The 13,150-nt window shown below is 71.7% G+C and carries 11 protein-coding genes; 5 read left to right on the top strand and 6 right to left on the bottom strand.

Annotation, left to right across the window (positions count from 1 at the left end; genetic code table 11):
* Positions 1–61: 61 nt before the first annotated feature.
* Genes zwf through eda form a run of 3 tightly spaced genes read left to right on the top strand, consistent with a single transcriptional unit; the run spans position 62 to position 4,096 of the window.
* On the top strand, positions 62–1,570 hold the full coding sequence (zwf, locus tag AC3ANS_RS20155; RefSeq protein WP_488293358.1) for a glucose-6-phosphate dehydrogenase: 1,509 nt from the start codon (positions 62–64) through the stop codon (positions 1,568–1,570).
* Positions 1,571–1,578: 8 nt separating this feature from the next.
* Positions 1,579–3,462, top strand: a complete 1,884-nt coding sequence (edd, locus tag AC3ANS_RS20160) for a phosphogluconate dehydratase (RefSeq protein ID WP_488296534.1) — start codon at positions 1,579–1,581, stop codon at positions 3,460–3,462.
* Positions 3,463–3,478: 16 nt separating this feature from the next.
* On the top strand, positions 3,479–4,096 hold the full coding sequence (gene eda, locus AC3ANS_RS20165; protein ID WP_488296535.1) for a bifunctional 4-hydroxy-2-oxoglutarate aldolase/2-dehydro-3-deoxy-phosphogluconate aldolase: 618 nt from the start codon (positions 3,479–3,481) through the stop codon (positions 4,094–4,096).
* A gap of 150 nt (positions 4,097–4,246) precedes the next feature.
* Here the strand turns inward: eda and AC3ANS_RS20170 are convergent, their stop codons facing one another.
* From AC3ANS_RS20170 to AC3ANS_RS20180, 3 genes are read right to left on the bottom strand one after another with little or no spacing between them, the layout of a single operon-like run.
* On the bottom strand, positions 4,247–4,825 hold the full coding sequence (locus AC3ANS_RS20170) for a DNA-3-methyladenine glycosylase I (protein ID WP_488293359.1): 579 nt from the start codon (positions 4,823–4,825) through the stop codon (positions 4,247–4,249).
* A gap of 31 nt (positions 4,826–4,856) precedes the next feature.
* The gene (locus AC3ANS_RS20175; RefSeq protein ID WP_488293360.1) at positions 4,857–5,828 is read right to left on the bottom strand and encodes a pirin family protein; all 972 of its coding nucleotides are present in this window, start codon (positions 5,826–5,828) and stop codon (positions 4,857–4,859) included.
* A gap of 34 nt (positions 5,829–5,862) precedes the next feature.
* Entirely contained in the window at positions 5,863–8,241 is a 2,379-nt protein-coding gene (locus tag AC3ANS_RS20180) for an FdhF/YdeP family oxidoreductase (protein WP_488293361.1), read from the bottom strand.
* A 152-nt stretch (positions 8,242–8,393) separates the two neighbouring features.
* Here AC3ANS_RS20180 and AC3ANS_RS20185 point away from each other — a divergent pair, with 152 nt between their 5' ends.
* Positions 8,394–9,158 carry a hypothetical protein gene (locus tag AC3ANS_RS20185; RefSeq protein ID WP_488293362.1) on the top strand — a complete coding sequence of 255 codons (765 nt, stop codon included), beginning with the start codon at positions 8,394–8,396 and terminating at the stop codon, positions 9,156–9,158.
* A gap of 6 nt (positions 9,159–9,164) precedes the next feature.
* Here the strand turns inward: AC3ANS_RS20185 and AC3ANS_RS20190 are convergent, their stop codons facing one another.
* On the bottom strand, positions 9,165–9,497 hold the full coding sequence (locus AC3ANS_RS20190; RefSeq protein WP_488293363.1) for a DUF1905 domain-containing protein: 333 nt from the start codon (positions 9,495–9,497) through the stop codon (positions 9,165–9,167).
* A gap of 85 nt (positions 9,498–9,582) precedes the next feature.
* Here AC3ANS_RS20190 and AC3ANS_RS20195 point away from each other — a divergent pair, with 85 nt between their 5' ends.
* Complete coding sequence (locus tag AC3ANS_RS20195) at positions 9,583–10,695, top strand: glycosyltransferase (protein WP_488293364.1); 1,113 nt, start codon at positions 9,583–9,585, stop codon at positions 10,693–10,695.
* Between the two features lie 142 nt (positions 10,696–10,837).
* Here AC3ANS_RS20195 and AC3ANS_RS20200 read toward each other — a convergent pair whose 3' ends face one another.
* Both AC3ANS_RS20200 and AC3ANS_RS20205 read right to left on the bottom strand, forming a co-directional pair.
* The gene (locus AC3ANS_RS20200) at positions 10,838–11,704 is read right to left on the bottom strand and encodes an aldo/keto reductase (RefSeq protein ID WP_488293365.1); all 867 of its coding nucleotides are present in this window, start codon (positions 11,702–11,704) and stop codon (positions 10,838–10,840) included.
* A gap of 184 nt (positions 11,705–11,888) precedes the next feature.
* The gene (locus tag AC3ANS_RS20205) at positions 11,889–13,130 is read right to left on the bottom strand and encodes a homogentisate 1,2-dioxygenase domain-containing protein (RefSeq protein ID WP_488293366.1); all 1,242 of its coding nucleotides are present in this window, start codon (positions 13,128–13,130) and stop codon (positions 11,889–11,891) included.
* Positions 13,131–13,150 lie beyond the last annotated feature (20 nt).

Raw genomic sequence — 13,150 nt, forward strand, 5'->3', positions numbered from 1 at the left:
TGATCTCGAAAAGACCTTAGATAGGGTTGTATCGATCCAAACTTCTCCTTACGGTTGTGACATGGACCCGACTCCGGCCTCGCACGCGCTTCCCGACGTGTGCGACTTCACCGTCTTCGGCGGGACCGGAGACCTCGCGCTCCGCAAGCTGCTGCCCTCGCTCTACCACCGCGACCTCGAGGGACAGCTGCCCGCCGACACCCGGATCCTCGGCGTCTCCGTCTCTCAGCTCGACGACGACGGCTGGCGAGAGGCGGTGCGGTCGGCGCTGACGACGCACGTCCCCCGGTCCGACCTGCGCGAGGAAGTCCTCGCCCGGTTCACCGCCCGCCTCCACCACCTCCCCCTGGACGCCCAGGACCCCGACGACTGGCACCGGTTCCACGCCCTGCTCAAGGACCGGCCGCGCGTCGAGGACGCCGTGCGCGTGTTCTACCTCGCGGTCGCCCCCCGCCTGTTCGGCTCGATCTGCCAACGGCTCGACGAGATCGGCGCGGTCGACGAGCGCGCCCGGGTCGTGCTGGAGAAGCCGATCGGCCACGACCTGGCCTCGGCCCGCGAGGTCAACGAGGCCGTCGGCCGGGTGTTCGCCGAGTCCCAGATCTTCCGCATCGACCACTACCTGGGCAAGGAGAGCGTCCAGAACCTCCTGGTCACCCGGTTCGCCAACACGTTCCTCGAACCGCTGTGGAACTCCCGGTGGGTCGACCACGTGCAGATCACGGTCTCCGAGACCGTCGGCGTCGGCGCCCGCGGCCCCTACTACGACAACGCCGGCGCGCTGCGGGACATGGTGCAGAACCACCTGCTGCAGCTGCTCTGCTTGGTGGCGATGGAGCCGCCGACGTACGTCGGGCGCGAGACCGTGCGCGACGAGAAGCTCAAGGTCCTCCAGGCGCTCAAGCCGATGCAGGACGAGGACGTCGACCGCGACACCGTGCGCGGCCGGTACGTCGCCGGCCTTGTCGACGGAGCCGCGGTGCCGTCGTACTCCGACGACCTGAAGGCCACCGGCGGGCAGGGCGGATCTCTGACCGAGACGTTCGTGGCGCTCAAGACCGAGGTGCAGAACTGGCGCTGGGCCGGCGTGCCGTTCTACCTGCGCACCGGCAAGCGGATGGACCGGCGGATCTCCGAGATCGTCGTGGTCTTCAAGGAGCCCCCGCACTCGATGTTCCCCGGCGCGGAGGGCGTCACCACCGCGAACCGGCTGCACATCCAGGTCCAGCCCGACGAGGGCATGAAGCTGCACCTGACCGCCAAGGAGCCCGGCCCCGGCGGCTACCGGCTGCGCCCGGTGTCGCTCGACCTCAGCTACGCCACCGCGTTCCAGGTGCGGCTGCCCGACGCCTACGAGCGACTGCTGATGGACGTGATGAAGGGCAACCCGACCCTGTTCATGCGGCGCGACGAGGTCGAGGCCGCCTGGACCTGGACCGAGCCGATCCTCAAGCGCTGGGCGGCCGCCGCCGAGCGCCCGAAGCGCTACCCCGCCGGCACTCCCGGACCCACCGCCGCCGCGATGCTCCTCGAGCGGGACGGCCGAAACTGGCAGGAGCTCGACCAGTGACCACCCCGATGAATGCAACGGTCAAGGCCGTCACCGACCGGATCGTCGAGCGCAGCGCCGAGAGCCGCGCGGAGTACCTGCGCCGGATCGGCGCCGCCGGCGAGAGCGGGCCGGCACGCGGCCGCCTCGCCTGCGCCAACCTCGCCCACGGCTTCGCGGCCGCCGAGCCGGAGGACAAGCAGGCGCTGCGGGGACGGGTGAAGCCCAACCTGGCGATCGTGTCGGCGTACAACGACATGCTCTCGGCCCACCAGCCCTTCCGCGACTACCCCGAGCAGCTGAAGAAGGCCGTGATCCGCGCCGGCGGCATCGCCCAGTTCGCCGGGGGCGTGCCCGCGATGTGCGACGGCATCACCCAGGGCCGCGACGGCATGCAGCTCTCGCTCTACAGCCGCGACGTGATCGCGATGTCAACCGCGATCGCGCTCTCGCACGACATGTTCGACGGCGCCCTGATGCTCGGGGTCTGCGACAAGATCGTGCCCGGACTGCTCATCGGGGCGCTGTCCTTCGGCCACCTGCCGACGGTCTTCGTGCCCGCGGGGCCGATGGCCTCCGGGCTGCCGAACGGCGAGAAGGCGAAGGTCCGCCAGCTGTACGCCGAGGGCAAGGTCGGCCGCGCCGAGCTGCTCGAGGCCGAGGCGGCGTCGTACCACTCAGCTGGGACGTGCACGTTCTACGGCACCGCCAACTCCAACCAGCTGCTGATGGAGGTGCTCGGGCTGCACCTGCCCGGGTCGTCGTTCGTCAACCCGGGCACACCGCTGCGCGACGCGCTGACCCGTGCCGCCGGGCGCCGGGCGACCGAGCTGACCCGGCAGGGCGGCGAGCCCACGCCGATCGGCGAGATCGTCGACGAGCGGGCGATCGTCAACGCCTGCGTGGCCCTGCTCGCCAGCGGCGGCTCCACCAACCACACGATCCACCTCGTCGCGATCGCCCGGGCCGCCGGCATCGTGCTGACCTGGGACGACCTGTCCGAGCTGTCCGCGGTCGTCCCGTCGCTGTGCCGGATCTACCCCAACGGCGCCGCTGACGTGAACCACTTCCACGCCGCGGGCGGCATCGCCTTCCTGGTGCACACGCTGCTGCGCGCCGGGCTCCTGCACGAGGACGTGCGGACCGTCGCGGGTCACGGCCTCTCGCTCTACACCCGCGAGCCGGTACTGCGCGGCGACCCGGCGACCGGCGACCTGACCTGGGAGGAGGGCCCCAAGGAGTCGCTCGACCTCTCGGTGCTGCGCCCGGCCGACGACCCGTTCGCACCCGACGGTGGCCTGCGCGTGCTCACCGGTCCGCTCGGCCGCGCCGTCGTGAAGACGTCGGCGGTCAAGCCCGAGCAACGCCTGGTCACCGCCCCCGCCGTCGTGTTCGACGACCAGGACGAGCTCCTCGCGGCGTTCGGTGCGGGTGAGCTCGACGGCCGCGACTTCGTCGCGGTGATCCGCTACCAGGGTCCGGCCGCCAACGGCATGCCGGAGCTCCACAAGCTGACCCCTGCCCTCGGCGTCCTCCAGGACCGAGGGCAGCGGGTCGCCATCGTCACCGACGGCCGGATGTCCGGCGCCTCCGGCAAGGTGCCCGCTGCCATCCACGTCACCCCGGAGGCTGCGCTCGGTGGGCCGATCGCGCGGGTGCGCGACGGCGACCTGGTCACGGTCGACCCGGACTCGGGGGTGCTCGACCTGCACGTCGACCGCGAGGAGCTCGCGAGCCGGCCGGTCACCGGAGGTGCGCCGCAGGGCGCCGCGTGGGCGGGCACCGGTCGCGAGCTCTTCGCGGCGTTCCGCTCCACCGTCGGGTCCGCCGACACCGGCGCCAGCGTGTTCCCCGACGTCACCGCGCCGCCCGCGCCGCACTCCCAGGAGGCCCCCGTTGTCCAGCCCGTCTGAGCCCCTGACCGAGCCCCTGACCGAGTCCCTGCTCGACCTGGTGCCGGTGCTGCCGGTCGTGGTCATCGAGTCGCTCGAGCACGCCGTCCCGGTGGCTCGCGCCCTGGTCGCCGGCGGCCTGCCCGCGATCGAGCTGACGCTGCGCACCCCGGTCGCCCTCGACGCGATCAAGGCGATCGCCACCGAGGTCCCCGAGATCCGGGTGGGCGCCGGCACGATCGTGACCCCTGCCCAGGCTCAGCAGGCCGCTGACGCAGGCGCCTCGTTCCTCGTCTCCCCCGGCGCCACGCCGTCGCTGCTGGACGCGATGCGGGAGACGGGGCTGCCGTTCCTCCCCGGCACCGCGACGGTCTCGGAGGTGCTCATCGCGCTCGAGGCCGGGTGCACCGAGCTCAAGTTCTTCCCCGCGGAGGCCTCCGGCGGGGCGGCGTTCCTCCAGTCCGTCGCCTCGCCGGTTCCGGCCGCCCGCTTCTGCCCGACCGGCGGCATCACGGCCGCCTCGGCGCCGGCGTACCTCGCGCTGCCGAACGTCGGGTGCGTCGGCGGCTCCTGGATCACCCCTGCCGCCGCCCTCGCGGCCGGCGACTGGGAGCGGGTCACGCGGCTCGCCGCCGAGGCCGCCGCGCTGCGCTGAGGCCGGAGCCGCTGATCGAGCAGCGAAGGCCCCTGGGGCCTGAGGGCCCGTCGAGATCCGTGCAAGCAACGCGCCCGTGGTGATCCGTGCAGTCGGAGCCCTGCGCACGCTGCCGGGGTCTCGACAAGCGCGACCACCGCCGGCCCGGGCTCAGTCGTTGAGACCGTGGCGGAAGCAGCCGACCAGGTGCGGGTCGAAGATGCCGAGCGCCTGCATCAGGGCGTACATGGTGGTGGGGCCGACGAAGGCGAAGCCGCGCTTCTTCAGGCCCTTGGAGAGGGCGACGGACTCCGCGGAGGTGGAGACCATCTCGGAGGTGTCGTGCCAGTCGGTGGGCTCGTCCGGGGCGAACGAGAGAACGAACGCCTCGAGGCCCTCGGCCTCGCGGAGTGCGACGGTGGCGCGGGCGTTGGTGAGCGTCGCCTCGATCTTGAGCCGGTTGCGCACGACACGCGGCTCCTGCATCAGCCGCTCGACGTCACCCTCGTCGAACGCTGCGATCGCCTCGGCGTCGAAGCCGTGGAAGACCTCGCGGAACGCCGGGCGCTTGTTGAGGATCGTCGACCAGGACAGCCCGGACTGGAAGGCCTCGAGGGTGAGCCGCTCGAGGTACGCCGCCTCCCCGTGCACCCGCTCGCCCCACTCGGTGTCGTGGTAGTCGCGCATCACGCCCGGGCCACCGGCCCAGGGGCAGCGGAGGATGCCGTCCTCGCCGGTCACAGGTCCCATGGCGCCATCCTGGCGGACGGCTCCGACACCCTCAGTGGCGCTCCCTCAACCGGGCGTTGGGCAGCGGCGGCGCCGGGATCGGCGGACGGGTGTCCCCCACCGGGATGCCGAAGTGGCCGTCGACGAGACCGGCGTCGCTGATCTGCGCCTGCCACTGCTCGCGCCAGGCGACGACCTCCTCGTGGGTGCGGGCCACGATGTTCCACCACATCACGATGCTCTCGCCGAACGGCGGGCCGCCGAGCAGCAGCAACCGCACCGGCTCGTCGTGCGCCGCCAGCGTGAGCGTCGAGCGGCCGGGTGGCACGTAGGCGAGGTCGCTCGGCTTGGTCTCGACGCCGTCGGCCGACAGCACCCCGGTGTCCACCAGCACGCCGTGCTCGAACGTCGCGTCGACGTCGAGCGCGAGCGTCGCGCCGGCCGAGAGGAGCAGCTCTGCCCCCAGCAACGGCGTGTACGTCGGGACCGGGGACGTCTCTCCGAGCAGCGACCCGAGGAACACCCGCGCCTCCCACCCCGGTCCGCTGACCGGCGACGGTGCGTGGTGGGCGAAGCCGGGGTCGGTGAAGCGGTCCGAGGACGGCAGCGCCACCCAGAGCTGCGCGCCATGCAGCGTGGTCGTCGACGGCGGCGAGACCTCGGAGTGACTGATGCCGCGTCCGGCGGTCATCAGGTTCACCTCGCCGGGCCGCACCATCGCGTGGTGGCCGGCGCTGTCGCGGTGCTCCACCTCACCGGTGAACAGCCAGCTGACCGTCTGCAGCCCGGTGTGCGGATGCGGCGGCACGACCATCCCACCGGTGTCGGCGACCCGGTCGGGCCCGTAGTGGTCGACGAAGCACCAGGCGCCGATCAGCGAGCGCTGTCGCTGCGGAAGGGTACGGCGGACCCGCATCGCCCGCGGCCCGCCGAGTGGGACGTCGCGCGGGGTCATGATCTCCACGCCCGGGGTGACCGCACAGGCGGCCGTCAGCTCGTCGGGCCGGTCCTCGAGGTTGCTCACCGGCCCAGTGTGACTCTCCGCCGGGTGCGGGCGGTCAGCTCAGGTGGTGCGGCTGGACCGCCCGCTTCGTCTCGTCGCCTCGCCCGGAGGGCACCCGCCTGTTCGCGTCGCTCGCCTGCGTGACCCCGGTCCGGCCGCCGGTCGACGGCTCCAGGCGCACCACCACCGACTTGTAGGCAGGCTGGTTGCTCCCCTCGGCCGTGTGCTCGAGCGGGACCAACGGGTTGGTCTCGGGGTAGTACGCCGCTGCGCACCCGCGGGGCTGGTCGTAGGCGACGACCCGGAAGGTCGGCACCTGGCGTTCGGACCCGTCCGCCCACTCGCTGATGATGTCGACGTGGTCGCCCTCGGCGAACCCCAGAGCGGCGATGTCGTCTCGGTGCAGGAATATGACCCGGCGGCCGCCCTCGATGCCGCGGTAGCGATCGCTCAGGCCGTAGATCGTGGTGTTGAACTGGTCGTGCGAGCGGATGGTCTGCAGCAGCAGCCGCCCGTCGGGGACGTGCAGGACCTCGATCGGGCTGACCGTGAAGATCGCCTTGTCCTTCCCGGTGGGGAAGGTGCGGGTATCACGGGGCGGGTGCGGCAGGGTGAAGCCGCCCGGCTGGTCGGCCTTCTCCTCGTACGCCGCGCAGCCAGGCACCACCCGGGCGATCCGCCGCCGGATCTCGGAGTAGTCGGCCCGGAAGTCGGTCCACGGGATGCCGCGCCCGTCCGGGAGGACCGCCTCGGCGATGGAGCAGACGATGTCGACCTCGGAGCGCAGGTGCGGCGAGGCCGGCTCGAGCGGACCCTGCGAGGCGTGCACGGCCGACATCGAGTCCTCGACGGTCACGCGCTGCTTCCTGCCACCGGTCAGGTCGCGCTCGCTGCGGCCGAGAACGGGCAGGATCAGCGCTTCGCTCCCGTGGACCACGTGGGAGCGGTTGAGCTTCGTCGACACGTGCACGGTGAGGGCGGCCGAGCGCAGCGCGTCCTCGGTGACGGAGGTGTCGGGCGCGGCGGAGACGAAGTTGCCTCCCATGCCCATGAAGACCTTCGCGTCACCGTCGCGCAGCGCCTTGATCGCGGCGACGCTGTCGAACCCGTGCTGGCGCGGCGGCTCGAAGCCGAACTCGTCGCGCAGGGCGTCCAGGAAGTGCTCCGGAGCTCGCTCCCAGATGCCCATGGTCCGGTCGCCCTGGACGTTGGAGTGCCCGCGCACCGGGCAGAGACCGGCACCAGGCTTGCCGATGTTGCCCTGCAGGAACGCGAGGTTGGCGATCTCCTTGACGGTCGCGACCGCGTTGCGGTGCTGGGTGATGCCCATCGCCCAGCAGAAGACCGTTCGCTCTGAGGACGCGAGCAGGTCCGCCGCCTGCTCGATCTCCGCGCGTGTCAGGCCGGTGGACTGCAAGACGGCGTCCCAGTCGAGCAGCGTCGCGGCCGCGGCGTACTGGTCGAACCCGGTGGTGTGCTGGTCGATGAAGTCCTGGTCGACGGCGCCCCGGGCGAGCAGCAGGTGGCCCAGGGCCTGCAGCAGCGCCAGGTCGCCGTTGGTCCGGATCTGGAGGTAGAGGTCCGCGAGTCCGGTGCCGTGGCCGACGACGCCACGCACCTTCTGCGGGTTCTTGAACCGGACGAGCCCGGTCTCCTTGAGAGGGTTGACCGCGATGATCTTCGCGCCGTTGCCCTTGGCCTCCTCCAGCGCCGTCAGCATGCGCGGGTGGTTGGTGCCCGGGTTCTGACCCATGATCACGATGAGCTCGGCGTGGTGGATGTCGTCCAGCGTCACCGACCCCTTGCCGATGCCGATGACCTCGGCCAGGCCGACGGAGGTCGACTCGTGGCACATGTTCGAGCAGTCGGGCAGGTTGTTGGTGCCGTAGGCGCGGGCGAAGAGCTGGTAGAGGAACGCGGCCTCGTTGGAGGTCTTGCCCGAGGTGTAGAAGACCGCTTGGTCCGGCGAGATCGCTCGCAGGTGGCGCGCCATCAGCGCGAACGCGTCCTCCCACGACGTCGGCTCGTAGTGGGCGCCGCCCTCGCGCAGGACCATCGGCTCGGTGATCCGGCCCTGGCGGTTGAGCCAGTAGTCCGTGTGGTCGGCGAGGTCGGCCACGCTGTGGCGGGCGAAGAACTCCCGATCCAGCAGCTCGCGCGTGGCCTCGTCGGCGACCGCCTTGACGCCGTTCTCGCAGAACTCAGCGGTGTGCCGGTGCTCGGCGTCGGGGTCGGGCCAGGCGCACCCCTGGCAGTCGAAACCGCCCACCTGGTTGAGCTTGCGCAGCGTGCGGGAGGAACGCACCACGCCCATGTGCTCGACCGCTCGCTTCATCGCGACCGCGACCGCCGGGACCCCGGCAGCGGAGCCCTTGGGCTCCCCGACGCGGACGTCGGCCTCCTCGATCTCCTGCGCGCGTGACCTGCGTCTCATGTCGACCATCCTGTCCGCCGGGGCAAGCTCGGGGAAGCGGTACCCGAAGCAGGCGTTCAGATGCCTGCCAATAGCCCGACTGAGCCTGTCCTGAGGAGGTTCCCCGGCGCTACGTTGCGACTGCCTTCTCCGCACCGACCCAGGAGCAACGGATGTCGACGCACGAGCCCCCTCCCGGCCAGGTCCCTCCTCCCCCGCCCACGGGCGGGTACGGCGAGACACCGCCTCCCCCGCCACCTCCGGCGCCGGCGTACGGCGGCGGTGACAGCACCGGCTACAGCCTCGGCAACGCCCTGTCCTACGGCTGGGCGAAGTTCCAGGCCAACGCCGGCCAGATCATCGTGTCGATCCTCGTCGTCCTCGTCGCGGTCGGCGTGGTCGCCGTCATCGGCAGCCTGGCCACCAGCGGCCTCACCGACTCGAGCACCGGGTTCTTCGGCCGCTTGATCGTCCAGTCACTGCTGTCGGCGGTGCTGCTCGTGGTCGGCTGGATCATCGGCGCGGGCATCGTCCGGGCGTCGCTGAACGTCACCGAGGGCAGGCCGTTCCTGTTCTCCGACGTGATCAAGACCGACAACCTCGGGTCGGTGATCGTCGCCAGCGTGATCGTCGCGGCCGCGACGTTCGTCGGCACGATCCTGTGCTACCTGCCCGCGATCGTGATCGGCTTCGCGACGTCGTACACGCTGTACTTCATCGTCGACAAGGGCATGGCGCCCGTCGACGCGATCAAGGCCAGCGTGATGTTCGTCAGGGACAACCTCGCGAACACGATCGTCTGGTACATCGTCGGAGGCCTGGTCGCGGCGGCGGGCTTCATCGTGTGCGGAATCGGGGCGCTCGTGAGCGTCCCGGTCGTGCTGATCGGCACCGCCTACACGTACAAGACGCTCAACCACGAGCCCGTCGCGCCGTAGGAGCACTCACACCAGCTCGAGCCGCAGCCACGCCGGGTCCCCGACCTCGAGGGACTCGGCGCGGCGCACGGCCTTCTTCACCGGCAGCATGAATCCGAGCTCGCGGTGCGGGAACACCGACGTGCGCCACGTCGACCCGCCGAGCGTCACCTCGACCCGCACCGAGCCGAAGCCGCGCGGCGGGCCGGAGCGCAGCCGGATCTCCTCGGTCTCGTCGGCCGGCACGGTCACGAAGCACCACGCCGTCCCCTGGGGCGAGGACGACCACTCCCAGAGCTCGGCCTCGAACTCGCAGGACCACCCGGCCGGTCCGCCCACGCCAACCTCGCCCTCGTCCACCGGGCCATCGTCCACCACGGCACCGACACCCGACATCCACCCGTGCCTCGCCGGTCGTTCACGCGGGCACGGAACGGTCAGGGTCGTGCGCATCGCCCAGCTCGCCAACTTCATCGGACCCGCCTCCGGAGGGATGAGGACCGCAGTCGCCGCACTCGGCGCGGGATACGTCGCAGCCGGGGCCGAACGGCTGCTCGTCGTACCCGGTCCGGCCGACACGGTGACCGCCACCGAGCACGGTGACGTGGTCCAGGTGCGGGCGCCCCGGGTCGGTGGCGGCTATCGGTTGATCGTCGAGCCCTGGCGGGTGATCGACGTCCTCGAGAGGTACGCGCCCACCTCGGTCGAGCTCAGCGACAAGCTCACGTTGCTGCCCGTGACCCGCTGGGCACGCCGGCGCGGCGTCGGGTCGGTGCTGTTCTCCCACGAGCGGCTCGACGACATGTTCGCGATGCGCAGCGGCCTGGAGACCACCTCGAAGGTCTCGATCGGGTTGCTCAACCGGGTGCTGGTGCGCAGCTTCGACACGATCGTGGTGACGTCGCGCTACGCCCAGCGGGAGTTCCAGGAGGTGGCCGACGCCGCCGGGTGCCCGATGGTGCGGGTGCCGCTGGGCGTCGACCTCGACACGTTCCGCCCGCACCCGGCGCCGGTCTCGGACGCGCTACGCCTGACCCACGTCGGCCGGCTCTCCCGGGAGAAGTCACCGCACCTGGCAGTCGCGACCGCGGTCGAGCTGCACCGACGCGGCGTGCCGGTGCACCTGGACGTGTACGGCGACGGGCCCCACCTCGACGAGCTCGTCGAGCTGGCGGGTGACGCGCCGGTGACGTTCCACGGATACGTCGACGGGCGCGCGGACCTCAGCCGCCGGATCGCCGCCGCCGACGTGGCGCTCTCGGTCTGCCCCGGCGAGACGTTCGGGCTCGCCGTGCTGGAGGCGCTGGCCAGCGGCACCCCGGTCGTGACCGCCGACCGCGGTGGCGCGCGCGAGCTGGTCGACGAGCACTCGGGCGCCTGGGCCGAGCCCGAGGCGGGTGCTCTCGCCGACGCGGTCCTCGAGCTGACCGCGCGACCCGCCGCCGTACGACGTCGGGCCGCGCGACTCCGCGCCGAACGGTTCCCGTGGTCGGCCACCGTGGACCGGATGCTCGACGTCCACGCCGGGGTCACCGACGGGGTGCTGGTGCCTGCCTGACCTCGGTGCCGACCCGGCGCCGGTCGGCGGACGAGGGCGGCCGCGGCGCGGGGCAGTTCGACGACCGCGAGCGGAGGTCACGCCTCGATCGGGGCAGCTCGACGCGAACTGTCCCCAGCCATGGCCTGTGGACGACCGGGCCTCACCAGGGCATGGACACGAACGGCGAGGAGTACGCCGGGTCGCGGGCGAGCTGCGCCTCGGCCTCCTCGACCGGGATGCGGTTGCGCTCGGCCTCGAGGAGCATGCCCAGCAGCCCGACGTCACCGGCGGTCGGGATGCCGGTGACCTCCTCGTGGGCGAGCACCCACGACACGGCGGCCGTGATCCGCGCCTGGTCGTCGTAGGGCTCGTACCACGTGGTGTAGCGCTGTGCGTCGCCCTCGGGCCAGTTGCGCCGCGAGACCGTCTTGATCGTCATCAGCCCGGCGTCCTGACGCCGCACCTCCTCGACCAGCGCGAGGTAGTCGGCGCGGTAGGACTCGTCACCCCAGAGCACCGGGTTGAGCGGGGTGAGCACGGTCGCGAACGGGTGCCGGCGCAGGGCCTCGAGGTGGGTGGCCGGAGCCTGGGCACCGTGTCCGGTGATGCCGACGGCCCCGACGAGGCCCTGCTCCTGGGCCTGGAGGGCGGCCTCGAGCGCGCCGTCCGGACCGGTCGCGCGGTCGAGGTCGGCGAGGTCGCCCACGGCGTGCAGCTGGAGCAGGTCGACGTGGTCGGTCTGCAGGCGCTCCAGCGACGAGTTGATCTCGCGCCAGGCGGACTCGCGGTCACGCCTGCCCGTCTTGGTTGCCAGGAACACCTGCCCACGGATCCGCGGCATCCACGGCCCCAGCCGCAGCTCCGCGTCGCCGTAGTCGGCGGCCACGTCGAGGTGGTTGATCCCGCCGTCAAGAGCCTCCTGGATCGAGGCGTCCGCGACGTCCTGGGTGACGTCGGACAGCGCCGCCGCCCCGTAGATCAGGACCGAGCTCTGGTGTTCGAGTCTGCCGAGCCTGCGCGTCTCCACGCGTCCACTATGCCCCTCAGCTGCCAGCTGGGCGGTGCGGGGGAGCCGGAGCGTGGTGGTCACCGCTCCCAGGCCGGCGGTGACCAGTCCACCCGATCCGCACCCAGGAACGTGGACCACCCACCGCCCGCCCGCGCCCACCGGTGCACCGCTCCCACCCCGGCCCGCGATGACCTGTCCACCTTCAGCTGTTGGAGAAGACCGCCGGCTCGTCGGGCCCGCGTCCAGCCCACGTCCAGGCGTACGCCGGGTCCTCGACGGCCAGCCCGCCCTCGCCGAGCTCGAGCGGGGCGAAGGTGTCGACCATGACCGCCGACTCCTCGAAGTACTCCGCGCCCAGCGAGGCCTCGATCGCCGAGGGCTGCGGGCCGTGGGCGTAGCCGCCCGGGTGCAGGGAGATCGACCCGAGGCCGATGCCGGACCCCTTGCGGGCCTCGTAGTCGCCGCCGACGTAGAACATCACCTCGTCGCTGTCGACGTTGGAGTGGTAGTACGGGACCGGGATCGCCAGCGGGTGGTAGTCGACCTTGCGGGGCAGGAAGTTGCAGATCACGAAGTTGTGGCCCTCGAAGACCTGGTGCACCGGCGGCGGCTGGTGCACCTTGCCGGTGATCGGCATGAAGTCCTCGATGTTGAACGTGTACGGGTAGAGGCAGCCGTCCCAGCCGACCACGTCGAAGGGGTGGGTGGCGTACGTCATCCGGGTGCCGACGATGCCGGCGCTGGTGCGGTGCTTGACCAGCACCTCGACGTCGGCTGCATCGCGATGGCTCTCGACGAGCTCGACCAAGGAGTGGGGGCCGTGCAGGTCGCGTTCGCAGTACGGCGCGTGCTCGAGCAGCTGGCCGTAGCGAGACAGGTACCGCTTCGGCGGCGCGATGTGGCTGTTCGCCTCGATCGCGTAGAGCCGGCTGGGCCCCGGCGCATCCGGTGCGGGCAGCCAGCGGTGCGTGGTCGCCCGCGGGATCACCACGTAGTCGCCGGCGCGGTAGGCGATGACGCCGAACACCGTCTCGACCACGCCCGACCCGGACTCGACGTACACGCACTCGTCGCCGATCGCGTTGCGGTAGTACGGCGAGGGGTCGGCGCCGGCGACGACGTAGGAGATCCGCACGTCGTTGTTGGCGAGCACGAGGCGGCGGTCGGTGACGGCATCCCCGCCGGTCCCTCCCCCGAACTGCAAGTCGTGGAGCCTCAGGTGCCGGGCCTTGAGGGGGTGGTTGGGCGTGCGCGACTGGTCGGGCAGCTCCCAGACCTCCGAGCCGACGAGGGCCGACGGCACGCCGCGGTGGTAGAGCAGGGCGGAGTCGGAGGAGAAGCCCTCCTCGCCCATCAGCTCCTCGTAGTAGAGGCGGCCCTCGGAGTCGCGGTGCTGGGTGTGTCGTTTCGGGGGTACCTCGCCGACGCAACGGTAGTGAGCCATCCCGATCTCCATCCGATAAT

The organism is Nocardia sp. 149-1B (assembly GCF_057747975.1).